General features: G+C 59.0%; 26 protein-coding genes and 3 pseudogenes. 15 read left to right on the top strand and 14 right to left on the bottom strand.

Annotated elements, in window-relative coordinates; all coding sequences use genetic code 11:
* On the top strand, window positions 1-801 hold the full coding sequence (locus A9971_RS03615) for an amino acid ABC transporter ATP-binding protein (RefSeq protein ID WP_259652279.1): 801 nt from the start codon (window positions 1-3) through the stop codon (window positions 799-801).
* Between the two features lie 132 nt (window positions 802-933).
* A complete protein-coding gene (locus A9971_RS03610; protein WP_182999924.1) occupies window positions 934-1,212 on the top strand; it encodes a hypothetical protein in 279 nt (92 codons plus the stop codon).
* 613 nt (window positions 1,213-1,825) lie between these two features.
* Here A9971_RS03610 and A9971_RS03605 read toward each other — a convergent pair.
* Complete coding sequence (locus tag A9971_RS03605) at window positions 1,826-2,413, bottom strand: hypothetical protein (protein WP_042942434.1); 588 nt, start codon at window positions 2,411-2,413, stop codon at window positions 1,826-1,828.
* A gap of 12 nt (window positions 2,414-2,425) precedes the next feature.
* On the opposite strand from A9971_RS03605, the gene A9971_RS32830 reads away from it, so the two are divergent.
* Window positions 2,426-3,586 carry a hypothetical protein gene (locus A9971_RS32830; protein ID WP_244868188.1) on the top strand — a complete coding sequence of 387 codons (1,161 nt, stop codon included), beginning with the start codon at window positions 2,426-2,428 and terminating at the stop codon, window positions 3,584-3,586.
* Window positions 3,587-3,855: 269 nt separating this feature from the next.
* Here the strand turns inward: A9971_RS32830 and A9971_RS03595 are convergent, their stop codons facing one another.
* From A9971_RS03595 to A9971_RS03560, 8 genes are all read right to left on the bottom strand, one after another.
* Window positions 3,856-5,046 (bottom strand): MFS transporter, encoded by a 1,191-nt coding sequence (locus tag A9971_RS03595; protein ID WP_283990159.1) that lies wholly within the window; start codon window positions 5,044-5,046, stop codon window positions 3,856-3,858.
* 109 nt (window positions 5,047-5,155) lie between these two features.
* Window positions 5,156-6,181, bottom strand: a complete 1,026-nt coding sequence (locus A9971_RS03590) for a methyltransferase (RefSeq protein WP_015634989.1) — start codon at window positions 6,179-6,181, stop codon at window positions 5,156-5,158.
* A gap of 18 nt (window positions 6,182-6,199) precedes the next feature.
* Complete coding sequence (locus A9971_RS03585; protein ID WP_182999912.1) at window positions 6,200-6,985, bottom strand: HAD-IIB family hydrolase; 786 nt, start codon at window positions 6,983-6,985, stop codon at window positions 6,200-6,202.
* Between the two features lie 6 nt (window positions 6,986-6,991).
* Window positions 6,992-7,615, bottom strand: a complete 624-nt coding sequence (locus tag A9971_RS03580) for a DUF1349 domain-containing protein (protein WP_053157465.1) — start codon at window positions 7,613-7,615, stop codon at window positions 6,992-6,994.
* Window positions 7,608-8,453: an SDR family NAD(P)-dependent oxidoreductase gene (locus A9971_RS03575; RefSeq protein ID WP_015634986.1), complete on the bottom strand. Its 846-nt coding sequence runs from the start codon at window positions 8,451-8,453 to the stop codon at window positions 7,608-7,610. Before A9971_RS03575 ends, A9971_RS03580 begins: the two co-directional genes overlap by 8 nt.
* A gap of 96 nt (window positions 8,454-8,549) precedes the next feature.
* Window positions 8,550-10,337, bottom strand: a complete 1,788-nt coding sequence (locus tag A9971_RS03570) for a 1-deoxy-D-xylulose-5-phosphate synthase N-terminal domain-containing protein (protein WP_220802792.1) — start codon at window positions 10,335-10,337, stop codon at window positions 8,550-8,552.
* Complete coding sequence (locus A9971_RS03565) at window positions 10,315-11,553, bottom strand: aminotransferase class III-fold pyridoxal phosphate-dependent enzyme (protein ID WP_041117182.1); 1,239 nt, start codon at window positions 11,551-11,553, stop codon at window positions 10,315-10,317. The genes A9971_RS03570 and A9971_RS03565 overlap by 23 nt, the downstream gene beginning before the upstream one ends.
* A 20-nt stretch (window positions 11,554-11,573) precedes the next feature.
* Window positions 11,574-12,092, bottom strand: coding sequence for a sugar O-acetyltransferase (locus tag A9971_RS03560; protein WP_053150430.1), 519 nt, complete (start codon window positions 12,090-12,092; stop codon window positions 11,574-11,576).
* A gap of 692 nt (window positions 12,093-12,784) precedes the next feature.
* On the opposite strand from A9971_RS03560, the gene A9971_RS03555 reads away from it, so the two are divergent.
* Window positions 12,785-12,967: a type II toxin-antitoxin system HicA family toxin gene (locus A9971_RS03555; RefSeq protein ID WP_041752740.1), complete on the top strand. Its 183-nt coding sequence runs from the start codon at window positions 12,785-12,787 to the stop codon at window positions 12,965-12,967.
* Window positions 12,968-13,002: 35 nt separating this feature from the next.
* A complete protein-coding gene (locus tag A9971_RS03550; RefSeq protein WP_182999911.1) occupies window positions 13,003-13,404 on the top strand; it encodes a type II toxin-antitoxin system HicB family antitoxin in 402 nt (133 codons plus the stop codon).
* A 150-nt stretch (window positions 13,405-13,554) separates the two neighbouring features.
* On the opposite strand, the pseudogene A9971_RS03545 reads toward A9971_RS03550, so the two are convergent.
* A pseudogene (locus A9971_RS03545) lies at window positions 13,555-14,957 on the bottom strand (PLP-dependent aminotransferase family protein).
* An 87-nt stretch (window positions 14,958-15,044) separates the two neighbouring features.
* Between A9971_RS03545 and A9971_RS03540 the strand changes: the two are divergent.
* Genes A9971_RS03540 through A9971_RS03530 form a run of 3 tightly spaced genes read left to right on the top strand, consistent with a single transcriptional unit; the run spans window position 15,045 to window position 16,568 of the window.
* A complete protein-coding gene (locus A9971_RS03540) occupies window positions 15,045-15,491 on the top strand; it encodes a GNAT family N-acetyltransferase (RefSeq protein ID WP_183000927.1) in 447 nt (148 codons plus the stop codon).
* Window positions 15,488-16,108: an FMN-dependent NADH-azoreductase gene (locus A9971_RS03535; RefSeq protein ID WP_183000926.1), complete on the top strand. Its 621-nt coding sequence runs from the start codon at window positions 15,488-15,490 to the stop codon at window positions 16,106-16,108. Before A9971_RS03540 ends, A9971_RS03535 begins: the two co-directional genes overlap by 4 nt.
* A gap of 28 nt (window positions 16,109-16,136) precedes the next feature.
* On the top strand, window positions 16,137-16,568 hold the full coding sequence (locus tag A9971_RS03530; RefSeq protein ID WP_011060488.1) for a carboxymuconolactone decarboxylase family protein: 432 nt from the start codon (window positions 16,137-16,139) through the stop codon (window positions 16,566-16,568).
* A gap of 206 nt (window positions 16,569-16,774) precedes the next feature.
* Here the strand turns inward: A9971_RS03530 and A9971_RS03525 are convergent, their stop codons facing one another.
* The gene (locus A9971_RS03525; RefSeq protein ID WP_310889323.1) at window positions 16,775-17,452 is read right to left on the bottom strand and encodes a hypothetical protein; all 678 of its coding nucleotides are present in this window, start codon (window positions 17,450-17,452) and stop codon (window positions 16,775-16,777) included.
* Between the two features lie 106 nt (window positions 17,453-17,558).
* Here A9971_RS03525 and A9971_RS03520 point away from each other — a divergent pair, with 106 nt between their 5' ends.
* From A9971_RS03520 to A9971_RS03500, 5 genes and pseudogenes are all read left to right on the top strand, one after another.
* Complete coding sequence (locus A9971_RS03520; protein WP_169894003.1) at window positions 17,559-17,906, top strand: metalloregulator ArsR/SmtB family transcription factor; 348 nt, start codon at window positions 17,559-17,561, stop codon at window positions 17,904-17,906.
* A 20-nt stretch (window positions 17,907-17,926) separates the two neighbouring features.
* A complete protein-coding gene (locus A9971_RS03515) occupies window positions 17,927-19,210 on the top strand; it encodes an arsenic transporter (RefSeq protein ID WP_183000925.1) in 1,284 nt (427 codons plus the stop codon).
* A 28-nt stretch (window positions 19,211-19,238) separates the two neighbouring features.
* Complete coding sequence (locus tag A9971_RS03510) at window positions 19,239-19,709, top strand: arsenate reductase ArsC (protein ID WP_015634973.1); 471 nt, start codon at window positions 19,239-19,241, stop codon at window positions 19,707-19,709.
* A 9-nt stretch (window positions 19,710-19,718) separates the two neighbouring features.
* Window positions 19,719-20,417 (top strand): arsenical resistance protein ArsH, encoded by a 699-nt coding sequence (gene arsH, locus A9971_RS03505; protein ID WP_015634972.1) that lies wholly within the window; start codon window positions 19,719-19,721, stop codon window positions 20,415-20,417.
* A 30-nt stretch (window positions 20,418-20,447) separates the two neighbouring features.
* A pseudogene (locus A9971_RS03500) lies at window positions 20,448-20,651 on the top strand (type II toxin-antitoxin system HicB family antitoxin); the annotation flags it as partial.
* 75 nt (window positions 20,652-20,726) lie between these two features.
* On the opposite strand, the gene A9971_RS03495 reads toward A9971_RS03500, so the two are convergent.
* On the bottom strand, window positions 20,727-21,155 hold the full coding sequence (locus A9971_RS03495) for a MarR family winged helix-turn-helix transcriptional regulator (protein ID WP_041752108.1): 429 nt from the start codon (window positions 21,153-21,155) through the stop codon (window positions 20,727-20,729).
* Between the two features lie 132 nt (window positions 21,156-21,287).
* Here A9971_RS03495 and A9971_RS03490 point away from each other — a divergent pair, with 132 nt between their 5' ends.
* Both A9971_RS03490 and A9971_RS03485 read left to right on the top strand, forming a co-directional pair.
* A complete protein-coding gene (locus A9971_RS03490; protein WP_015634969.1) occupies window positions 21,288-21,656 on the top strand; it encodes an antibiotic biosynthesis monooxygenase in 369 nt (122 codons plus the stop codon).
* Between the two features lie 32 nt (window positions 21,657-21,688).
* Complete coding sequence (locus A9971_RS03485; RefSeq protein WP_183000924.1) at window positions 21,689-22,123, top strand: hypothetical protein; 435 nt, start codon at window positions 21,689-21,691, stop codon at window positions 22,121-22,123.
* Between the two features lie 108 nt (window positions 22,124-22,231).
* On the opposite strand, the gene A9971_RS33095 is transcribed toward A9971_RS03485, so the two are convergent.
* Window positions 22,232-23,020: a methyl-accepting chemotaxis protein gene (locus tag A9971_RS33095; RefSeq protein WP_370059486.1), complete on the bottom strand. Its 789-nt coding sequence runs from the start codon at window positions 23,018-23,020 to the stop codon at window positions 22,232-22,234.
* A 66-nt stretch (window positions 23,021-23,086) separates the two neighbouring features.
* Window positions 23,087-23,842, bottom strand: a pseudogene (locus A9971_RS33090) (MCP four helix bundle domain-containing protein); the annotation flags it as partial.
* Between the last annotated feature and the right edge of the window lie 90 nt (window positions 23,843-23,932).

The raw sequence follows: 23,932 nt of genomic DNA, 5'->3' as shown, positions 1-23,932 counted from the left end.
ATGCAGACCCAGACCGCCCCGCTTCCCGCCGCCTCACAAGCGCCCGCCCAGCCCATTGCCGACCCGCGTGAAGTGGTGATCGATATTGCCGGGCTGAACAAGTTCTACGGCGCCTTCCACGTATTGCACGACATCGACCTCAAGGTGCGCCAGGGCGAACGCATCGTCCTCTGCGGGCCTTCCGGCTCCGGCAAATCCACCCTGATCCGCTGCATCAACCGCCTGGAGATTGCCGAAAAGGGCCGCATCCTGGTGGACCGCACCGACCTCTCGCAAAACACCCGCGAAGCCGCCCAGGTACGCAGCCAAGTGGGCATGGTGTTCCAGCACTTCAACCTGTTCCCGCACATGAGCGTGCTGGACAACTGCACCCTGGCACCGATGACCGTGCGCGGGTTGTCGCGGAAAAAAGCTGAAGAACTGGCGCGGGGATTCCTGGCCAAGGTGGGGATTGAGAACCAGGCGGATAAGTACCCGAGCCAGCTTTCTGGTGGGCAGCAACAGCGCGTGGCGATTGCCCGGGCGCTGTGCATGGAGCCGAAGATCATGTTGTTTGATGAACCGACTTCGGCGCTGGACCCGGAGATGGTGAGTGAGGTGTTGGATGTGATGGTGAAGCTGGCGGGGAGTGGTATGACGATGTTGTGCGTGACCCATGAGATGGGGTTTGCGCGGCAGGTTGCCGAACGTGTGCTATTTCTTGATGGGGGGCGCATCGTTGAAGACGCGCCGCCGGAGGAGTTTTTTGGGGCGCCGAAGAGTGAGAGGGCTAAGGCGTTTCTTGCGCAGATTGTGCATTGAGTGGATCGGCGCCGCGTATTGTGCGGCGCCTGTTTAGCTTAAGTAGAGGTATTTATTGCTGCACTTAGTGAAAGACTGCTATCGGCCAGAAGCAGCCAGTCAAAAGCGTCTAGGAAATCAGGGGCGATTCAGATTGACCAGCCACTCTCGCGCTTTACCGCCGTCGACACCCACGACGCCAACCGAGCCGTTTTCTACCTCGACACCCAAGCCTCTCTGAGCGATCTGGCCAGCAGTGCGGCCCATCGTTTCACCGTGGTGCGGGATCTGATGGACACGCTGTCCACGCTTAACCTGAAAGACATTGCCGACTGCGATCTGACGCGGGTCACCCGAGGGGTGCACCTGCTCACCCGGGAGGGTTGCGCGGTGCTGGAGGTGATTCAGTGGCGAACAGCGCAAGAGGCTTGAAGGCCATTGAACTCAACCAGCGCGTAAAACGCGCTTGGCTTTGGCCCGGCCTTTGATCTTGCTTTGGCTTTTGATCTTGATCTTCCTGCCCCCTCCAGAAGGCCGAACGTAGGCGTTGCGCAGGGGGCAGCTCGGCATGGATGCCGAGCTAGCCGCCCCAGGCCATGGATGGCCTGTGGCGGCGTGCCCCCGGAGCAATGCCGGAGTGAGGGAACGCCGAGCCTAGGCGAGGCGCCGGATGCGGGGGCAGGAGCGTTTTGCTTACTTTTGCGCTCTTCAAAAGTGAGTCGCCGTAAGGGCGAAACCCTAAGCAGCCGTGACCGCAGCAACGGATATGTACACAAAACCGTATGCAGCCAGGTGAAAAGCATCGGCAGGTTTGGCGAGGACTGCGTCCTCGTGCGCAGCCTCACTGCGCTCGACAGCGGCTACAGGTTTCGAATGATGAGAGGCAGTGATCAACAAGCAGCTCATTCAACCGCGACACTGTACTCATCAACTACCCTCGCCCCTTGAAACTATGGGCCCATAACCAGGACCCTATTTGCAGCTATGCGCATGAGTATCGAAAGTAACGCAGCATCACCGAGCACCAAGGCTTTTCGTACAAAGCCTAAGGAAAGCGGACACTCGATCCAGAGGCTGCTGCCGACATGACCGCGTTACGCACGGGCAAAGGGGCTTGCTCGGGGTGTTGCTGCAAAAAATGCTTGATCGCTTGATCCTGGCGATCCACCACGCATACGTTCACGTTAGGGCTAGGGACGGTGCATTCGCCAAGCGCGAGGGCCCCGCAGTTCAATACGCCGTACACCGCAGCCGGTTGCGCGACGGCCGAGCAGCCGTAGACCATCTCGCCAAGGTAATTGAGCTGCCCTTGGGTGACGGTGAAACGCAGCGGTTTGGAGTAAGCCCCCATGGCCCCGCGACGGTGACCCAGGCGGCTCACTTCATAGTCACCGGCAGGTAGCCATGCCGAGTAGTCATCCTTGGGTCCCCAGCCATAAGTCTTGCCGCTCTTGATATCGCGAAACTCAAGGTAGGTTCCGTAGGGGCCGCCTTCCAGCAGCGCGCCGACCACTAGGCCCGCGTTTTGCGCGTTGTATACGGGTGAATTCAAGGCCATTTCAGTTGGCATTGACGAACAACCGGCCAGTAATCCAATCAGACCAATTGCAAAGATGTTGCGCGAGCCAAACATTCCGCTACCTCGGTGGGAGACAAAGAAAATCCCCAGAAAATTCAGGGACGACAGGCGCGCTGGACGGCGGCGACTGCCTTCTTTAGCATGATGGCCTTTCGCCCACTCGAGCATCAAGGACGATCTATCAACATGTTCTGTTTTTCCCAATGGCGCGTGCGTGGCGCTGTAAGCATTGCCGCGCTGGTACTTGGCGGGTGCAGTTTCAATGGCACCTACCCGGACGCCAGTGCCCCCGATGCGGCGAAGCTGCGCTTTATCAGCAGCAGTGACAGCTCGACGCTCGACTTGTTCGATGCCGAACACTGCGGCGGCCAAACCACGGGGCTGCTCAATAACCTGTTCAGCGCCAATACCCGGCGACGGGCAGACATGAGTGCCGCTGCACCCGAGGATGCCAAGGCCTACTTGGAAGTGCGGCTGCAACCGGGCCATGAGCTATTCGCGCGAGCCAATACCTTGAGCACCGGCAGCGTGTGCACCGTGGGGTTCAACTTCACCCCGCAGAGCGGCGGCGAGTACGAAGCGGACTTCCGCCAAGTAGGTCGCACTTGCCAGGTCACCCTTAGCCGTCTGCGCCAGATCGATGGCAAGACTGTGCGTTCGCCGATCGTGCTGACCAAGAAAGGCCTGCCCGCCTGCGCCGGCCACAACCCTATTTTCCCCAAGCCCACCGAAGCACAACCGCAGTCAGCGGAGCGTGCAGCGCTGATCGCGCAGATCGTCGACGCGAGTGTTATCGCGAAAATGAAGCCCGACGCCGAGGATTCCCCTTCGGTCCAGAAAACACTGCTCGACAAATCCATAGCGGAACGCAAACGGCGCCTCGACTTCAGCCTGCCCGATGCCTATTGGACTGAATATCAGCAGAACCTGGAGCAGTTCGCCAAAGAGATGAGTGGCACCAAGGCCCGTTCATTGCAGTTGTACAAGGACTACTACACCAACCGTCTGGGCCTGCTCGACACCCCGGCGATCAAGGAACTGCTGCCCGACAGCGAAGCGGCCGACCGTAGCAAGGCAATGTCGACCAATAATGAAATGCTGGAGTATTACTACCGAGCCCAGCAAGCACTGCTGAAGGAAACACTGAGCGCACATCAGGCACGCATGGCCGATCTGGATCAGCGCTTTGAGGTGTGCAAGCGTTTCGCGGCCTGCTGGCAACGTTGAAGCGGAGTGCGGCTTGAAACGCACGTATGCCGCCTTCGCCCTGAGCAGGGGCAGCTGGGCATGGATGGCCTGTGGCGGCGTGCCCCCGGAGCAATGCCGAAGTGAGGGAACGCCGAGCCTAGGCGAGGCGCCGGATGCGGGGGCAGGAGCCCTTTGCTGACTTTGGGCTGGGCCGGCATTCCGGTTTTTTCCAAAGTGACCCGCTGTAAGAGCGAAACCCTAAGCGGCCATGACCGCAGCAACGGATATCTACACAGAACCATATGAAGTCAGGTAGTGCTAGCGCCGACCATTCGAAAGCCCATGAGCGAAATCGTTATCTGGACGACCAGAACCAGACACAGCAATACCGCTGCCATTCCCCAGTCACCGTGGTCGGCGATAACCCCCAACGTCGCGATCATTATCGTGGCGCCAATATTGCCGACTAACCAGAAAATTGAGGTCGCCGTCCCAGATCTGGAGAGTCCGGCAGTGTCGGCTATCAGTTGCAGCAGAAGAGGCAGCGGAGATAACAGCGCGGCACCGATCACGATCCCAGCCAGGCTCAATATCCAAGGGGAACCCGAGGTGAAAAGCAGTACCGTGCCTCCCCCTGCCAACAATGAAACCCCGGACAGAATGCCCCCCACGCTTGCACCGCTACGCACCAGTAAAGGCATGAACGTCATACCCGCGATACCACCGGCCAACATCAGAACAACGATAAATCCTGAAACCTGGGCATCGATCCCCTGACGCAACAGGATCGGCTCCAGCCATGTCGTAATGGCGGAGAAATAGCCGTTGGTTAAAAAAATCATCAGCAAAACAGCCGTGAACGGAGCCGTGCGCAATAAATCGACACCCTCTGCCAGTAAACGGCCGCCGGATTTGGTCGGGGCGGACGTTGTTTGCACAAGAGGGCCATCTCGCGGGACATAAATGAAGGTCAATAGCGCAATCAGCCCCAGGATCGCGACGTCAATCAACAACGAACTGCTGACGTTCCCCTCCTCCGTCAACGGGACAATCATGAACGCGGAGCCTATACCCAGGAAAATCACCGTACTGAACAGCGTCGTGACCCGTACGTGCTCATCTTCAGAAAACCAGGTGATCATCAACTTGACGAGCAGCGACATGGTCAAGGGTTGAACAAACCCGAACAACAGTTGGCCGGCAAGCAGGTATTCATAATGGGGTTGTAACACCCGGATCAATGCCGCCAACAACATGGCAATGGCGGTGATACGCAAGGCTGTTTGCACCGATATCCGGTCAATCAGGCCACCGCTGGGAAGTGCCAGCGGTAATGCAAGTGCCGTCACCGCCAAAGACAGTGAACCGACTTCCCCATAAGTAATACCGTACTGGGTGGACACCTGATCCGTGATAGGCGCAAAGCGCATCCATTCATACTGGGTCAACGCCAGCATGCCGGAGTAAATACAAAGAATACGGTAACGTACTGGGATCACTTTAATCTCCCGCAAGAAGACACAAGTGAAGTCCGGGGCGAATGCGCCGGACCTTGAGTTCACACTGTGCAATCAGAACGCCCTCATAGGGCATTGGTTGTCAGCAACCTTAATACTTGATTCCGGTTGCCAGGCTCCAGTCACCGTATTGCGTGCGGGAAACTGTAATATCGCGAAAACCGGCGATCGTCAGCAGCTCCCTTATTTCGGTCTCTGACAATTGCTGACCCTGGGTCCACAGCAACATGTTCGCGTTATAAGCCGCGACATTATGTGGGCCGGTCTTGTCTTTATTAAAAAACATCTCATGAAGAATGATACGGCCGCCGCTGGGCAGTGCATCAAAACTCTTTTTGGCCAGAAACAGACACTTGTCCAGCGGCCAATCATGAAAGATATCACTGTAAAGATGCACATCGGCGGCTGGATACTCAGACGCCCAGATGTCTCCTTTATGGGTTGTGATGCGCCCCGCCATCCGGTACTGCTCGACGTAGGTATCGGCAATATCGCAGACATAGGGAAGATCAAAGATCACGGCATTCAGTTCAGGCCATTTCTCCAACGCACAAATAGAGTGAACACCCGAACCACCGCCCACATCCAGAAGACAGCTATACCCGGACAGATCAATCCGACCCGACCAGGCCCTAGCCGGTCCTTTGCTTTTACTGTGCATCGCCTTGGTGAAAATTTCGCTGTGTAACTGGTCCTGCGCATTGTTCTCAAACAGATCAGTCTCACCAAACAACCCGGACTCTCCACTGAGCATCGACTCTTTGAAGAATGCATAAGAGAACGCATCTTCTTTGTGGCGTGCGGATTGCAGAACCCCACTGAACGAGGTCTCCGATTTTCGGGTCAGAAACGCTTGCGCCAAAGACGTCAGGCCATAGCACTCCCCACTCTTCTCAAGCAGCCCCTGACTGGTGCACATAGCCACAAGCGCCTGTGCTGCCCGAGGTGCCAGTTCCAATGCCGAGCCGATTTCACCCAGCCTCAGCGCTTTGCCTTCAAGCAGATCAAACAGTTTTACTTCATCCGCAAAAAACAAGGTGTAGGTATTGATAAACCCGAAGTAGATATCAAATATCTGTTTATCACTGTGATGCTCCGTGTGCCCTGTACTGTCCATGTAGATGCATATCCCATTTCAAAAATGCCGTTGAAGACCATCAACGATGCCGTGACAATAAAAACCCTCAACAACACGATCAAACGCCTGCCTGGCCTCATGCGAAGCGTTGCCCACCAGGTAACCATGTGAACAGGCCTTCAACATCTCGATGTCATTACAACTGTCCCCGAACGAGATGACTCTGGCGGGGGAAATCTCATGTTTCTTGACGATGAAATCGACCCCCTGCTTCTTTCCGCACCCCGGGTGCATGATGGCTACATCGTAGACATTCTCAGGGTCGCCGGCGGCGGCACTGGCGTAGGTAATCGAGGCCTCAAGACCCACCTGCAAACAGAGTCTATGGATCTGCTCGATGGCGATCGCTTCATTGCCATCGGCCTTCAAGTAATAACCCCGAATGCGTTTTTGCTGGAAAGCCTCCGACTGCAACGTCAACTCAATACCCTCTTGCTCGAACAGGGTGCTAAGCCTTATGACCCGCTCTGGAAAGGTGCCTGCGCCTTGTAACGGCCAACCCTCATCCTCCAGAACACGGTCCGGGTGATTCCAGTACAACTCGGTTCCCAGACTGGTCAGTGCAAAGTCCCAGGGAAATTCGGGGTATCTCTTCATCTTGTCCAGGACCACCGCTTGACTGTTTCCCGTGGCCCAGCCAAACAACAGGTGGTGCTTGCGTTTCAGTTGATTCAAACAGCTTTCCAGTTTGTCTATCCCGGCATCCGCCTCTCGAGATGACAAGACCGGCATGAACGTCTCGTCAAAATCAGAAACTATCAACCAGGTGTCTTTGCTCGTCATACCTGCTCACTCTCTGATGAGTCCCATGGACTGTGAGGATATTTCAATCCGGGAAAACTCCCCGACCGCTCCCTCGGAAAAGGGCGACTGCACACTAAACCCGACGCGCACTTCATCCGGGCAGTTGCTCACATAGAACGCCCGATGAAACACCACCGCACCCTCAGAGCCACTCAGATAACACGAGAACACATCCCCACTTCGCGAAATGAACAGCCGCACAGGCTTATCGTTTACCTCGATGCCATTGACTTCATCGCTATAAGGCGATGAATGCACCGATACGATCTTCTTGTGGCTGCCGTACTCTTCAACACCGAACTTCAGCTTGTGCAGCCCGACTTCAAGAAAGAGCCCTGCAGCATCAAACTTGGCCAGGCTGAATAACTTGATGTCAGCGCCAAGGGCAAACTCTCCCGTCACGGACGTGAGCAAAGTGCCCAAGCTGTCCACTGTATGAAGCCCTGGAATATTGAACGAATCGCTACCGGGTTCGCTTCGCATTTTCAGAACCGGCGCTACATAACGCAGCTGTGCGCAATGCTCGGCAGCGAACACACGATCACTGATCCTCAGTACGGTGTTCGGGTCTTCGCGCAAAAGAGGCGTAGTGCCAACGGTGTCATCCATACAGGTTCATTCCGCCATCGACCGACAGGGATTGAGCCGTGATGTCTTCGTTCTCAAGCACCGCCAGACAGAACCGGGCAATGTTTTCCGGGATCTGTGTACGACCCAACGGGATCAGGCCCTCCATGCGAGCCCACAAGTCATCCAGCGACTCGTTGGGCTCGATGAGGCGGTTCTCCAGGTACTTCCACATATTGGTTTTGACGATGCCGGGGCAAACGCAGTTGACCCGGATATTGTGAGTGGCCAACTCCAGCGCCAAGGCGCCAGAGAAGCCCTGCAACCCGGCTTTCGCGGCGCAGTAGGAAGATATTCCAGGAAAGGCGACTTTTGCGGCAATGGAGCTGATATTCAGGATCGCGCCACCCTTGCCCCTCTGGATCAGTGCGCGGGCAGCTTCACGCGACGTCAGGTAAGGCGCTGTAAGGTTGGTTTGCACGATCGCGTCAAACTCGCTCAACGATGATTCAACCGTGTTGATCAGGTGGCTGCTGCCAATGGCGTTGACCAGGCCGTAAAAGTGCTCTGACTCATGGACAACGCCCGCTACGGCTTCTATGACCTGGGCTTCAGACGTTGCGTCGACCGCAATGGCCTTTACCGAAAGCCCTTGCTCCACCAGATCCGCCGCCAGCGTGCGAGCCGCCTGATAACCACTGACATCCTGAGTTTGATAGTGGTTGATTGCATTGGGTGTCCGGTCGGTATCAAAGATGTAGACATGAACACCTTCTTTGGCCAGTACTTCAACAATCGCGGAGCCGATGCCTCTGGCACCGCCCACGACGATCATGGTTTTACCGGACAACTTGCCTTGCGCTTTATTTCCCTGCGTCATAAACCACTGCTCCTGAATCCATAGAAAGCCCGCCGAACCCTATACAGGGCTCAGAAAACCAATAAGTAGTTGAAACTGCATTTAAACGTGTGAAGTCTAATTAACTAATGCGTACGGCGGATCAGCCAACAATGCACCCAGTGCTCGAGGTGCAACATTTGCCTGGAAAGTCTCGGTTGTTGGCCACTCGTAGGCATCACTGAAGACCTTGCGAACTCGAACCAGCAACCTGGACTCAATGTATTCAGCCAGGTTGAAGCGACCACTGTTATGTTCTACGACAATAATTTCGGCACATTGGCTCAGCATCTCTTTAACCAGCTCAAGATCCGGCCGAACGGACAGGAACCGGATATGCGTGCATCTTTTTGTCGTGGCGACCTGAAAGGCTTCATACGCCATCGACTCCGATGACACTATCAATGAACCGGCGGCAAACTCGGGCTGAAAAATATAGATATCTTCAGACAGCTTCCGGTACTTCTCTCTCAGGGCACACACTCTTTCCATGGGCTGGTCGTACATTAAGTACAGGCCGTTTCCACCCTGTGCTTTCTGCCGATGAATACAGGCCAACAGATCGAGAGGGTCTGTCAGTTCGTATACGGTTTCCTCCGTCAGCAAGCTGAATACGGTTGAGGCGTACGTAGCGCCGCCCCACACACCGTTCTTCCGAGCGCCAATGACATGCAAATTACGACAGGCAATCAAAGCAGAGTGCAGTACATCTATCGCGTTGAGGTAATACTTGTCATCGGTCAGGACAAACTTCAGTTCATCATCCGGGCACCCCATCGCGCAGGTCAGCAACGCTGACTCGGCCAGGCCAGTGTTGCAATAACCGGACAATGACTTAAGGCCAAACCGAGCGGCCAGATCCGCGGTGAATACATGGACAGGTGCCCCTGAGCGAACTTCTTCGATAATGTCGGCCGTTCGACTGCAACTGGAAGCTTTCCTCAGATCATTCTTCTGCTGATCGTCCGTTGACGTCATCAAACTCTGATGGCTGGCACGTTTGAAGGAGTGAACGCCTTTTTCGGTATGACAGATGATCGCGGCCGAGCGATGGTCCTTCTCTGCCTGGCGAATGTGTTCACTGATCGCCTGGGTGTCGTGTCCATCCACTTCATAAACATCAGAGAAGTAGGCGGCCAAATACTCCGGCCTCAACTTCCCGGGAAGTGGGTCAATCCCTCTGCCATTGTTGTCCACTATCAACGTCAGGTTCTTGACCTCAAGTTCGCCAATCAGGCGAATCGCCTCGAAAGACACCCCTTCGTTCAACTCACCATCACCCGCCACACAGATAACACGTGCATCACGATTGGTATTGGCCCGCCCCAACGCAATGCCCACTCCCTCGCCCAGGCTATGCCGCATGCTGTAGGCAAAACCGTAGTGTTTATTGACAACAGCCGGAATCTTGTCGTGAACCGCAGCCAAAAAAGCCAAAGGCATACCGTTGAGTAGATGACGATAAGCATAAAACAATGGCGCAATATGCCCCCTGCCAATCACCAGATCCTGATTGGCCACCCCTGCCGCATTGCAGAGTTCCAATGCAAACAGTGCTTCGGCAATGTTCAGTGACGACAGGCAAGATGCCAGGGTTCCGTAACCGGCAATTTCATGAATCCGCTCCAGGCAGACCCTTACGTCTGAATAGAACGGCGTAAATTGTCTGGCGATGGCTACCGACAGTTCGTTGATCGTCTGGCACTTCGACGACTCGGCAATACCGACTTCAACTTCCTCATTGGCACGCACATACTCATCGTCCGTCAGGTACGCCTTCCGTTTATGCACGCTTTGACGAATGCCATATAACGGCGTCAACAGGCTGGCAACTGGCTCGAGGTCATAACTGACTAATTGATTCATTCAACACCTCGAACACGTCACTTAGCGTTTCTTCTGACATGATGTAGGCGGGCGCCAGGCAAGCCCAATCTTCCTCACCTCGGATAATCAACTTCCTTTCAAAGCACAGCCCACCCAACTTCTTGCCTGCCTGCTCCCCAAGGCTTGAGTCCAGGGTTATGCCGATCAGCAAGCCGTGGGATTCAATGCGGGCGATCCGCTCATTCCCGGCGATTTCCTGACACAGCGCCTGAGTCTTTGTAATGAGTTTTTGTAGCTGCCCTGCGGCCTCTATCTGTTCCAGCACGCGCATCGACGCATTGATGGCCGCGATCGAAACCGGGTTGCTTGCATAGGTATGCGAATAGGAAAACGGGATCCACGGCTCTGGCTTGTCAAACACCGAAGCGATTTTATGGGATGTCGCCATAGCGGATGCCGGGTAATAACCACCGCTGATGCCTTTCCCGAGCGCGACGATATCGGCAGAAACCCCAAACTGATGGGTATTCAAGAACTCTCCGGTTCGAGAGGCGCCGGTCACGATTTCATCGGTAATCATCACAATATCGTAACGGTCACACAGTTCACGAATACCGATCAGGTACTCGCCGGGAGTTTGCCGCATCCCTTTCAAATGGTTGACCGGCTCGAAAATAATGCAAGCGATCTGCTCCGCACCATAATGAAGAATAATATTCTCCACATCCGCCACGCTGTGCATTTCCAACGCCTGACCTTCGTGAACGACAGGGAATGGCGGGTTGATCCGAATCGTGTCGTAACCGCTGCAACGCAGGTCCTTGAAATCGTTCCTGCCGGTAATACTGTGGGCCCCCAAGGTGGCGCCGTGATAGGAGTGCTTGCGGCAGATCACTTTCTTCTTGAACGTATTGCCTTTGCGCTGGTGATATTCCAAGGCCATGGCAATCGACGACTCGATGGCTTCCGAGCCGCTGTTGACATACAGCAAGCCGCCATCTTCCATCTTGGCGCGTTTGAGCAGCAGCTCTGAAGTTTCAAACAGCTCGGACGAATAGAAATGATCCTTGGGGTGGAAAGGCAGATCCGTCAACGTTTTGGAAATATGCTGCTTGATGGGGTCGCACGAATACCCGAACGGTACGTTAAACATGCCCGAAATCGCATCCGTGTAGATGCCACCCTCTGCATGAACACTGACATCTTTAACAGAGCCAACAATTTGATCTTTCACGCGTGACTGATAGACAAACATCCCTTTATGCCCTCTATTGATTAGATCGGATAAACCTGAGAACCAGCGCCCAGCACTTTACTGTGTGGCGGAACCGACTTTGCCACGACAGCACCCGCACCGATAATTGACCCCTTACCCACTGTGACGCCCGGCAAGATTGTTGCGCCGCCGCCAATCCATACATCATCTTCAATGACTACAGGTGCACCCGATTCTATATAACGACGCCGCTGCTCAAGATCCTTGGCATGGTTAGAGGTATAAATACCGACATGAGGCCCGATAAACACACGGTTCCCGATGTTTATTTCAAACGCATCGAGGAACACCCCATTGGCGTTAATAAAAACACCGTCACCAATGTTTATGTTCGAACCAAACTCACAAAAGAAATTGCCCCACTGTTCAAACCCCTCACCCACTGACCCGAACAGGAGTTTATAAAGCGGCTCCCGACCATCAGGGTTATTGCTGATGGAGGAACACAAAGCACGGGCGATGCGCCTACGGGCAACTAAAGCAGGTTCCGCCGCATCGAATGTCATGAACTCACGCATACGCCACCCTGTACACACGGGCGTAACAGAGAGCACTCATGCCGTGCTGATCGGCAAGTAAACGGGGGCAAAAAAGACAATCATTAGTTCCATGAATGCCACTACCACCAACAACTAACGCCCACACTTCCCCAATAGCCTGATCCCCTTCAGCCATCATCATCTCCATCTACTATTTATTTTTTAAATATACTTCAGAACTTTCTGAAATTTTTCCACCTTCTACACTCGCCACCAGCGCTTTGCAAATTTGTTATTACGTCAGTCGTATTGTTCTGTCACTGTTTTCAGGGCCTGTTACTTCCCTTCTGGATTAAGTGTGACGGCGCCGATGGGCTGCCAATTACGCGTCGCACCTGACCAGCGATGCGTAGGCTGATAAGGGACTTGCTGCTACCGAGCCCAGCAAGCACTGCTGAAGGAAACACTGAGCGCACATCAGGCACGCATGGCCGATCTGGATCAGCGCTTTGAGGTGTGCAAGCGTTTCGCGGCCTGCTGGCAAAGTTGCTATGACGGCGCCATTTTCTACCTCGACACCCAAGCCTCCCTGAACGGCCAGCCCAACCGTCCAAGGCCAAAAACCACCCGGAACGACATGTCCCGACACATAACTCCAGACACACAATTCAACCTGCGCCATTATGCGCCTGGAGTTATAAAGCACCTCTCGCCCCGATAAGGAGATGGAGGTGCAAAGCAGACAGTTGATCAAGGAGCTTGAAGCCACAGGATGGGTGCTGGAGCGAGTCACCGAAAGCCATCATCTGTTCAAGCATCCTTACAGGCCCAACACCGTTCCGGCGCCTCACCCGAAGAAGGATCTGCCACGGGGTACGGTCAGGGCCATCAGAAAACTGGCTGAACTGATCTAGCTCCCGCCACCTTCGCACCTATTGAGGAGATCCCCGTGCAATATCCCATCTGCATCGAATGGGGCGACGAACACACCGCCACCGGCATCCAGATTCCTGATATTCCCGGCGCAGTCACCGCCGGCGACACCTTCGAAACCGCCTACAGCGCCGCCATCGAGATTGCCCACGTCATGCTCGAAGAGCTGGCCCGAGCGGGGCACGCCATCCCCCTGCCCTCTCCCACCCGCAAGCACCGCGCCAACCCCGAGTTCGCGGGCATGGGCTGGGGCATGCTGGAGATCGACATCACGCCTTACCTGGGCAAGACCGAAAAGGTCAACGTGACCCTGCCGGGTTATGTCATCCAGCAAATCGACCGCTTTGTCCGCGAGCACAACATCAAGAGCCGTTCGTCCTTCCTGGCCGATGCCGCGCTGGAAAAGCTCGGACGCTGAAAGCGGCCAGAGGGCAGCTAGATGTGAGGGCGGTTGTGGTTGCTGCGCAACCCAGCGGGAGCAAGCTCCCTTGCCACAGGGGGTTTGGCCGGCCAAATGGTGGGGGCTGCCATAGGAAAGACTCCAGCCTCAGCGGCCACAACCCCCACCTCACCCAATCACCCGCCCCAACCGCACCGCCACGCTCACCGCCTGCTCCGCACTGACCACATTGGTAAACCCCATCACCAATCCCTGCCTACTCCCGTCCCCCAGATACCACTGCGACAGCGGCTCCACCGCAATCCCCACCTCCCGAGCCAGCGGGCAATCTGCACATCGTCCCCCTCCCCCAGCCCAGCCACCACATGCATGCCCCCTGCCTGTGGATCTATCTGCAAACGCCCACCCAACGCCTGGTGCAACGCCTCCACCAGCCATTGCCGCCGACGCGCATACAGGCCGCGCATTTTGTTCAGGTGCCGGGCAAAGTGCCCCTCGTTGAGAAAGGCCGCGACGGTCGCCTGCAGCAGGTGCGGGCAGTGGTTGTGCAAACGATCCGCCTGGCGGGCGAACGCTGGGGTCTGTTCGGTGGGCACCACCAGGTAGGCCAGGCGCAGCCCCGGAAACAGGACTTTGCTGAAGGTGCCGGTGTAGAGCACACGGCCCTGCTGGTCGAGGCTCTTGAGGGCCGGCAAGGGCTTGCCCTGGTAGCGGTATTCGCTGTCGTAGTCGTCCTCGATGATCCAGCTGCCTTGACGGTTGGCCCAGTCCAGCAGGGCCAGGCGCCGCGGCAGGGACAGCGACACCCCCAGCGGGCTCTGGTGGGTCGGGGTGACCACGGCAAAGCCGGCCTCCGGGGCGCGGGCGATGCCTTGGGCGACGTCCAGGCCCTGATCGTCCACGGGCACCGGCACCAGTTGCGCACCGGCTTCCAGCAGCGCGCTCCTGGCCATGAAGTAGCCGGGCTCTTCCAGCCAGCAGGTGGCGCTCGGGCGCATCAGTGTGTGGCTGATCAGGTCGAGGCAGGCGCGGTAGCCGGCGCAGACGAAAATCTGTTCCGGGTGGCAGCTGATGCCCCGGGAAATCCCCAGGTAGGAGGCAATGGCCGCCCGCAACGGGGCGTAGCCGCGCGCGTCCGGGTAGACCAGGCCTTCGACACCCGCCTGGCGCAGTTGCCGGCCCGCCAGGCGGGTCCAGAGTTTGCGCGGAAAGGCATCCAGCGCTGGCAGGCCCATTTGCAGTGCCAAGGGCGAGGTGCCGGCATGGGTGGCCTGGTGGGTCGTTGCAGCCACTGGGGCACGCTGCGCGGGCGCGCAAATCGGCGCCAGTTGCGGGGTGACAATGGTCCCGGCGGCCCCGCGAGCAATCAGGTAGCCCTCGCCTATCAGCAGCTGGTAAGCCGCTTCCACGGTGCCTCGCGCCAGGTTGAGCTCCGCCGCCAAGGCGCGAACCGCCGGCACTCGGTCCCCCGGACGCAGACGGCCATCGGCGATGGACTCACGAAACCGCTGGTAAAGCTGGCGATAGATCGGCGCCGTCTGGCTGCGGTCCAATTCGAAAGGAAGGATCATGGCCTAGTCATTTATGCATTTTTTGGCCCTGTAGCTTAAGCCATCGACCTTCTAAAGTGGGTCATCTCTTTTCAGCGGATGACGGACATGCCCTACACCCTTCAACACCTCGAAAGCGAAGCGGCCCTGGCGGCCAGTTTCGACGTGATGCGTGTCTTGCGCCCCCACCTCACCAGCCCGGCGGCCTATGTCGCCCAAGTAGCCCGGCAAACCGAGCAGGGCTACCGCTTGCTCGCCGTGTGGGACGCCGAGCGCATCGTCGGCCTGGCGGGTTACCGCGAGCTGGAAAACCTGCTCTACGGGCGCTTCATCTACGTCGATGACTTGGTGGTGAGCCCCGACCTTCAGCGCAGCGGCTTGGGTGCGCGGCTGCTGAGCGCCGTGCGTGATGAGGCCGTGCAGCGTCAATGCGAGCACTTTGTCCTGGATACCGGCCTGCATATGCCCTTGGCCCAGCGCTTCTATTTCCGCCAGGGGTTGCTGGCTCGGGGCATGCACTTCACCCAGCGACTTCAGGGTGGGGAGCCGGTATGAACACTGTTCTGTTGATCAACGCCAGCCCCCATGGCCAGGTTTCCCAGGGGCATCGGCTGGCACTGGAGCTGGTGAGCTCCCTGCGCCAACGCTATCCGCAGCTTGAACTGGTCGAGCGTGATCTGGGGGCGCAGCCGTTGCCACCGCTGGGCCTGGACTACGCCCACGCCCTGACCACCCCCACACCCTTCGATGCGCCACTGTTCGAGGTGTCCGAAGGGCTGATCGGCGAGTTGGAGCGCTGCGATGTGCTGCTGATTGCCACGCCCATGCACAACTTCACCCTGCCGGCCGCGCTCAAGCTGTGGATCGACTACGTGCTGCGCATTCACCGCACCTTCAGCTCCGGCCCGGAGGGCAAGGTCGGCCTGCTCAAGGACCGCCCGGTGCATGTCCTGGTCAGTTCCGGCGGCTTTCACCAGGGCCCGCGGGCACGGCAGCCAGACTTTCTCACGCCTTACCTGCGCCAGGTGCTGAACACCCTCGGCCTGTTCGACCTGCAGTTCACTTATCTGCAAGGGTTGGTGTTCGGTGACGAGGCCGTGCGTGCAACCCTCGACGAGGCCCGCAGCGCACTGTCCTTGCAGCCCCTGTTCAACCCTCTCGTTTGTGCCTGATCACTTTTTTCCCTATCGGAGTTTCACCATGAGCCAACTCAGACTGCCCTTTGCCACCCTGTCGCCGGCCGCCTATCAAGGCCTGCTCGCCACCAACACCGCCCTGGTCGCAAGCCCCCTGGGCTTGCCTCTCGTGGAACTGGTGTTTTTGCGCGTGTCGCAGATCAACGGTTGCTCGTTCTGCCTGGGCAAGCACTCACAGACCCTGCGCGAGTGTGGAGTGGCGCAAGACAAGCTGGATTGCCTGGCCGGCTGGCGCGTCAGCGAACTGTTCAGCGAACGCGAGCGTGCAGCCCTGGCCTGGACCGAAACCCTCACCTACGTCCACGACAAGGGCGCGCCGGACGAGCTCTACGAACCGCTGAAAGCGCACTTTAGCGACGTTGAAATTTCCGACCTGACCTTGGCCGTGTCCTTGATGAATGCCTTCAACCGACTGGCGGTGGGCATGAAGCTCTGAGAGCGAGGCCATCGTTGGCGGTGTTGGCTGTTGATCTTCCTGCCCCTGCGGACAGGAGGGTCGAAGGCAGGCATTGAGCCGTGGCCAACCCGCCCCCAGGTGCACGCGGTAAGAAGGTGGCTGCGCGTCATCGTTGGCGAGCTTCGCTGGCAAGCCAGCTCCTACAGGGGAAGCGATATCAGGTCGGCTCGGGGGCCTCTCCTGCTCTATGCGAGAAAAGCTCCGCTGGCGCCGGCATCGGCCAATGCAAACAGCAGCGCTTCCAGCGCTTCTTCGGGCGCCGAGCCGAGGTCAATCTTGAGCCTGTACCCCTCCTCCGTGGCCTCCGGGTCCGACACAAAGTGCAGCACCCCTTGCAGCCCTTCTTCGGTTGGCAGGTTTTCATCTTCGCCATCGAACCACTCAAAGAACCAGGTGCGAATAACCTCAGAGGCCTGTTCCAGGCTCAAGCCCCGCACCTCCAGGGGCAACCAGTCCCAGCCAAAGGGCGAGATCACCACCGCCATCTGCTCGATCGCAAAGCGCACAGGCTCAAAGCCCAGCTCGGTTTCGGAATCGACCTGCACCGGCTCGCCAGTCGAAGCGCCCTCGGCCGCAATCACATCCACCCGGCAAGGCGTGGCCATGGCCCCTTCAACCGCCAGCGAACCATCGCTGTTGCGGTAAGCGGGCTCGACTTGCGCCGCCCCTTCTGCGGCGATACGCGCCAGGGTTTCGACATAGGGTTTACGAATGGCGGCAAGCAGTTCGCTGACGGTCATGGGTCTGATGACTTCCTTGGCAGGGGCCGTCGAGGGTTCTGTCTTCGACGGGAGGGTGATGAGTGGCTGAAAGGCCGGCGCAATAGTGCAATGGGCGGCCGTGCAACGTCCATGAAAAGCCACGCGCCTCTGGCCGCTCCTCACCGCAGACCTGCGCCTCGAAAAATTTTGGCTTGCTCAATACATATGGATATTCGTATATTCGATTTTCCATATACAAGGAGCGAGCATGATCACGCCTCCCGAAGTCTTCAAAAGCCTGGCCGACGAAACCCGTGTGCGCGCCACCCTGCTGATCGCCGATCAGGGTGAGCTGTGTGTCTGCGAGCTGATGTGTGCACTCGACGACAGCCAGCCAAAAATCAGCCGCCACCTGGCGCAACTGCGCAGCAGTGGCTTGCTGCTCGACCGCCGCCAGGGCCAATGGGTGTATTACCGCCTCAACCCCCAGTTGCCGGGCTGGGTCCAGGAGATTCTGCAGGTGACGGCCAAGGCCAACGCCGCTTGGCTCAAGGACAACGCCGCGCGCCTGCAGAACATGGATGGCCGCCCCGTTCGCGAAGCCGCTTGCTGCTGACCCCTATCGAGTGAACCTGCATGTTTGTCGCTGTGGCTGTTTTTCTCTTCACCCTGATTCTCGTCATCTGGCAGCCCAAGGGCCTCGGCGTCGGTTGGAGCGCCACGCTCGGCGCAATGATCGCGCTGGCGGTGGGCGCGGTATCGCTGCAGGACATTCCCACGGTGTGGGCCATTGTCTGGAACGCCACCGCGACTTTCATCGCGGTGATCATCATCAGTCTGCTTCTGGACGAGGCCGGGTTCTTCGAATGGGCCGCCCTGCATGTGGCGCGCTGGGCCAGGGGCAGCGGCCATCGGCTGTTCGCCTTCTGCGTGCTGCTGGGGGCGGCGGTGTCGGCGCTGTTCGCCAATGACGGCGCAGCGCTGATCCTCACGCCCATCGTCATGTCGATGCTGCTGGCGCTGCGTTTCAGCCCCGGGGCGACCCTGGCCTTCGTCATGGCCGCGGGCTTCATTGCCGACACCGCGAGCCTGCCGCTGGTGGTGTCCAACCTGGTGAATATCGTGTCCGCCGACTACTTCCGGCTGGGGTTCGCCGAGTACGCGGCGGTGATGCTGCCGGTGAGCCTGGCCAGTGTCACCATGACCTTGCTGGTGCTGTTCCTCTATTTCTGCAAGGACCTGCCGCACCGCTACGCCCTGGATGCGCTGCCGCAACCTTGCACGGCGATCCGTGACCGGGCCACCTTCAGGGTCGGGGGCTGGACCCTGCTGATGCTGCTGGTCGGGCTGTTCGCCCTGGAGCCCCTGGGTATTCCTATCAGCGCCGTGGCGGCGGCCTGTGCCGCGCTGCTGTTTGCCGTCGCCGCCAAGGGCCACCGGATCTCCACGCGCCGGGTGCTGCGCGAGGCGCCGTGGCAGATCGTGGTGTTCTCGCTGGGCATGTACCTGGTGGTGTACGGCCTGAAGAATGCCGGCCTGACGGACCTGCTGGCCCAGGTGCTGAACCGCCTGGCCGAACAGGGGCTGTGGAGCGCCACCCTGGGCACCGGCCTGCTGTCGGCGCTGCTGTCCTCGGTGATGAACAACATGCCCAGCGTGCTGATCGGCGCACTGTCGATTCAGGCCAGCGAGGCGCAGGGGCTGGTACGCGAGGCGATGATCTACGCCAACGTCATCGGCTGCGACCTGGGCCCGAAAATCACCCCCATCGGCAGCCTCGCCACGCTGCTCTGGCTGCACGTGCTGGAGCGCAAGGGCCTGCGCATCACCTGGGGGTATTACTTCAAGGTCGGCGTGCTGCTGACCCTCCCGGTTCTGCTGGTCACCCTTTCGGCCCTGGCCCTGCGCCTGAGCCTCTGACAGCCGCCCAAAGCGGCAGGAGCCCCCCATGCGAGTCCTGTTTATGTGCACGGCCAACAGTTGCCGCAGCATTCTTTGCGAAGCCCTGTTCAACCATCTGGCACCCAAGGGGTTCGCGGCGCTCAGCGCCGGCAGCTTCCCCAAGGGCCAGGTGCTGCCCCGCAGCCTGTCGACCTTGCAGCAGGCCGGCATCGCCACCGACGGCCTGTACAGCAAGGGCAATGACGCCTTCGCCGACAACCCGCCGGATATCGTCATCACCGTCTGCGACAAGGCGGCCGGTGAAAGCTGCCCGGTGTATTTCGGCCCGGCGCTGAAGGCCCATTGGGGGCTGGCGGACCCGTCCGATGTGCGCGGTGAAGAGGCAGCGATCGACGCCGCGTTCCGCGCCACCCAGGCGCAGATCGAACAGCGCTGCGCAGCCTTCTTCGCACTGCCCTTCGACCACCTCAGCCGCGATCAGCTCAAGACCGAGCTTGATCGCATCGGCACGCTTTAAGGAGGCCCCATGTCCGAGCACCTACCCAACCTGGATTTGCGCCTGTTCGATGGCGCGCCCACTTCGACGCCAGACGAGCACAAGCCGCGCATCCTGTTGCTCTACGGTTCCACCCGCGAACGCTCCTTCAGCCGGCTGCTGGTCGAAGAAGCCGCGCGCCTGCTGGAGCATTTCGGTGCCCAGACGCGGATCTTCAACCCCTCCGGCTTGCCCTTGCCCGACGATGCCCCGGCGGACCATCCCAAGGTCCAGGAACTGCGGGAGCTGGTGCTGTGGTCGGAAGGCCAGGTCTGGTGTTCGCCAGAACGCCACGGGGCGATGTCAGCGGTGTTCAAGGCGCAGATCGACTGGGTTCCGCTGGAGCTTGGCGCGGTGCGTCCGACCCAGGGCAAAACCCTGGCAGTGATGCAGGTCTGCGGCGGCTCCCAGTCGTTCAACGTGGTCAATCAGTTGCGCGTGCTCGGGCGCTGGATGCGCATGTTCACCATCCCCAACCAATCCTCGGTGCCCAAGGCCTACATGGAGTTCGACGACGCCGGGCGGATGAAGCCTTCGCCGTTCTACGACCGGCTGGTGGATGTGATGGAAGAGCTGGTGAAGTTCACCGTGCTGCTGCGCGACCGGCAGGCGTTTCTGGTGGACCGTTATTCCGAGCGCAAGGAAAGCGCCGAGCAATTGATGGCCCGGGTCAACCAGCGTTCAATCTGAGCGGGACCACTGGCCTATTCATAGCCTTCGCACCTCGCTACCCCCGATTTGGCGAGGATGGGCTGGGGCATGCTGGAGATCGACATCACGCCTTACCTGGGCAAGACCGAGAAGGTCAACGTGACCTTGCCCGGTTATGTGATTCAGCAGATCGACCGTTTTGTCCGCGAGCACAGCATCAAGAGCCGCTCGTCCTTTCTGGCGGAGGCGGCGCAGGAAAAGCTCGGGCGCTAAGTACAGGGTCAACCGGGGAACAGGGCCAATGCAGAACGCCGTCAGGTTGGAGGGTCGTGTTCAGGCCGGCATGGCTCATTCGCCCTGGTCTTGCTCAAGCCGGTTGCGCAGCTGGTTCAGTACACGGTGGGTCGTCTGGATCTCATCGACTTCCAGCCCCTGGGCAAGCTCGTTGATCCAGGGTGCTTGCAGCTTCAACGCCTGATCGAATGCCGCCTTTCCCGCCTCCGTCAGCAGCACCAGTTGCGCCCGACGGTGATGCGGGTTCGGCTGAAATTCCAGCAGGCCATCCTGCACCAGGTCATTGACGATGCGCTGAACGTTCTGCCGATTGGCGCCCATGTCGCGGGCAATCCATGACACCGGCTGCGCCCGATCGGCAGCCACGATCGTGCCAAGCAGCTGCCAGCGGGCACTGGTCAGGCCGATCTCGGCCACCAGGCGGTCGCCTGCGGTGAGCATGCGCGCACTGGCTCGAAAGAGCTCGAGGACCAGGTCGGTCATGGCGCGTCCAGCGGGGGTGTGGTTTGGTTTTTTCATGCCGCGAACTTTTCCACATTGACACCATGATGTCAATCAAGCTAGTTTTTATCCATGGCACCATATTGTCATCATGTTTACATACTGGAGATCGCCATGTTGTCCATTCGCCCGCTTGATCCTGTAGTCCCCATCCATCAGCAACTCCAGTGCAGCGAGTCACCGGTGGTGCTGGTCAACCTGTTCAGCGTCGACGAGGACGATATACCCGAGCTTCTGCGTGCCTGGGAGCTGGATGCCAACTGGATGAAACAGCGGGCCGGTTACATTTCCACGCAGCTCCACCAGGCCATCGGTGGCAGCTGCATGTTCCTGAACTACGCCGTATGGGAGTCGGTGGAGCGCTTTCGCGAAGCCTTCAGTCACCCGGATTTCGCCAACGCCCTGGGCCGCTACCCCTCCAGTGCCCTGGCCATGCCCCATCTGTTCACCAAGGTCGCCGTGCCGAATATCTGCACAGTGTGAACACAGCCCAATCGACTGACGGGAAGCGCCCCATGCTCAAACGACTTCACCTCACCGCCAGCCTGCTGGCCCTGTTGTGCATCGCCACGTTCTTTGTCTCGACCCTGCTGGTGGAAAGCATGGGAACCCTGCATGCGATCGCTCAACTCAAGCAACTGATCGTCAGCCCCGGGCTCTGGGTGCTGATTCCGGCAATGGCAGTGGCGGGAGCCAGCGGCATGGGGCTGAGCCGGGCCCGGCAGGGACGCCTGATCGCCTCGAAGCAAAAACGCATGCCCTTCATTGCCGCCAACGGCCTGTTGGTGCTCGTGCCCTGCGCAATTGTGCTCAACCGGTGGGCGTCGGCAGGCAGCTTCGACACGGGTTTTTACGTGGTGCAGGTCATCGAACTGATCGCCGGGGCCACCAACCTCACATTGATGGGGTTGAACGTGCGTGATGGTTTGCGGCTTAGCGGTCGGTTGTAGAGGGCCATGCCTTGGGGCCGGTAGGCCATGCGTTGCCTGGACCGACGCCTTCGCTGGCAAGCCAGCTCCTACGGAGGAACCAGACCACCGTAGGGCAAAAAACCGCGCTCAAACCTTGAACCGTGCCACCAGCCGGTTCAACTCGATCGCCAGATTGGCCATCTCCCCGCAGGCGCTGGCCGTCTGGCTGGCCCCCGCCGAGCTCTGGATCGACAGCTCGCGAATGCTGGTCAGGTTCTGGTCCGCCTCGCGCGCCACCTGGGCCTGCTCTTCCGAGGCGGTGGCGATCAGCAGGTTGCGTTCGTTGATCTGGGTAATCGCCTGGGCGATCTGCTTGAGGGACAGGTCGGCGTTCTGCGCCACGGAGATCGAGCTGCTGGCCATCTCGGCGCTGACGTTCATGGCGCTCACCGCGTGGGTCGAGTCGGCCTGGATCGCGCTGATCATCTGTTCGATTTCCTGGGTCGACTGCTGGGTGCGGTGGGCCAGGGCCCGCACTTCATCGGCCACCACCGCAAAGCCCCGGCCCTGCTCGCCGGCGCGGGCGGCTTCGATGGCGGCATTGAGGGCCAGCAGGTTGGTCTGTTCGGCAATGGCGCGAATCACTTCCACCACTTTGCTGATGTCCTGGGCGCGGCTGGACAGCGCCTTGACCTGCTCGCCAGTGCTGGCCACGTTGCCGGCCAGGCCTTCGATGGCCTTGAGGGTCTGGGCCACGTTCTCGATGCCGGAGCGGGTGAACTCCATGGACTCGCGGGACGACTGGGCGGCGGCTTCGGCGTTGCGGGCCACCTCGTCCACCGCGGCGCTCATTTCGGTCACGGCGGTGGCCGCCTGGCTGACTTCGTCGTTCTGGCGCACCAGCCCGCGGCTGGCGTCTTCGGTCACTGCGGTCATTTCTTCCGAGGCCGAGGCCAGTTGGGTGGAGGAATCGGCGATGTGGGCGATGGTTTCCCGCAGGTTGGTCTGCATCTGCGCCAGGGCGGCCAGCAGGCGGCCGGCTTCATCGCGGCCACTGACGCCGATCTCCCGGGACAGGTCGCTGCCGGCAATACGTTCGGCCACGGCCAGGGCGTCGCTGATGGGCGCGGTGATGCTGCGGGTCAGCACCGCCGCCAACACCACGGTGAGCACCACCGTCACCCCCATCAACACCAGCACCAGCGTCAGGCCACTGCTGTAAACCGACGCCGCAGTGATCCCCGCCTGCCTGGCGCCCTCGTCGTTGAAGTCCGAGAGTTTGTCCATCTTCTCCTGCATGGCGTTGGTCATGGGGCTGATGCGGGTGTTGATCAGGGTGATGGCCGCGGCGTTGTCGCCACTGCGCAGCAGCGGCTCCAGCTCGTCCACCAGCTTGAAGTAGGCCTGCACATCGGTCGCTACAGCCTGGTACAGCTCACGCTCCGCCGGCCCGGTGATCAGGGGTTCGTACTGGTTGATGGTGTTCTGCAGGTTGGATCGATAACCGCTCAACGAGGCGATGCGGGTCTGGCGCTGCTGTTCGTCGGTGGTCACGGTGATGCGGATGCTTTCCAGACGCAGGCGCAAGACGCTGCTCTTCATCTTGCCGATCTCGCGGATGCTGGTCATCCAGTTGGTCTCGACATCCTGCTCCGCGTCTCGCAGCTTGCCCATTTGCAGCACGGCGACAATGCCCAGGGCGAACACCACCAGGACAATGAGCGAGAAAAAGGCGGCAGACCTTGGAGCAAGATTCATTGTCCTGACGTTCATTTTTTATCTCTCTAATAGAATGGTCGGTACTTCCCTGCTGTCATTCCACGCTATCGACTGAGTGTCAGAGAGCTG

This window comes from Pseudomonas sp. UME65, from assembly GCF_014170225.1.
In the GTDB taxonomy this organism is placed as follows: domain Bacteria; phylum Pseudomonadota; class Gammaproteobacteria; order Pseudomonadales; family Pseudomonadaceae; genus Aquipseudomonas; species Aquipseudomonas protegens.
Note: the sequence above shows the minus strand (reverse complement) of the source record. Positions and strands in the feature narration are given on the sequence as shown.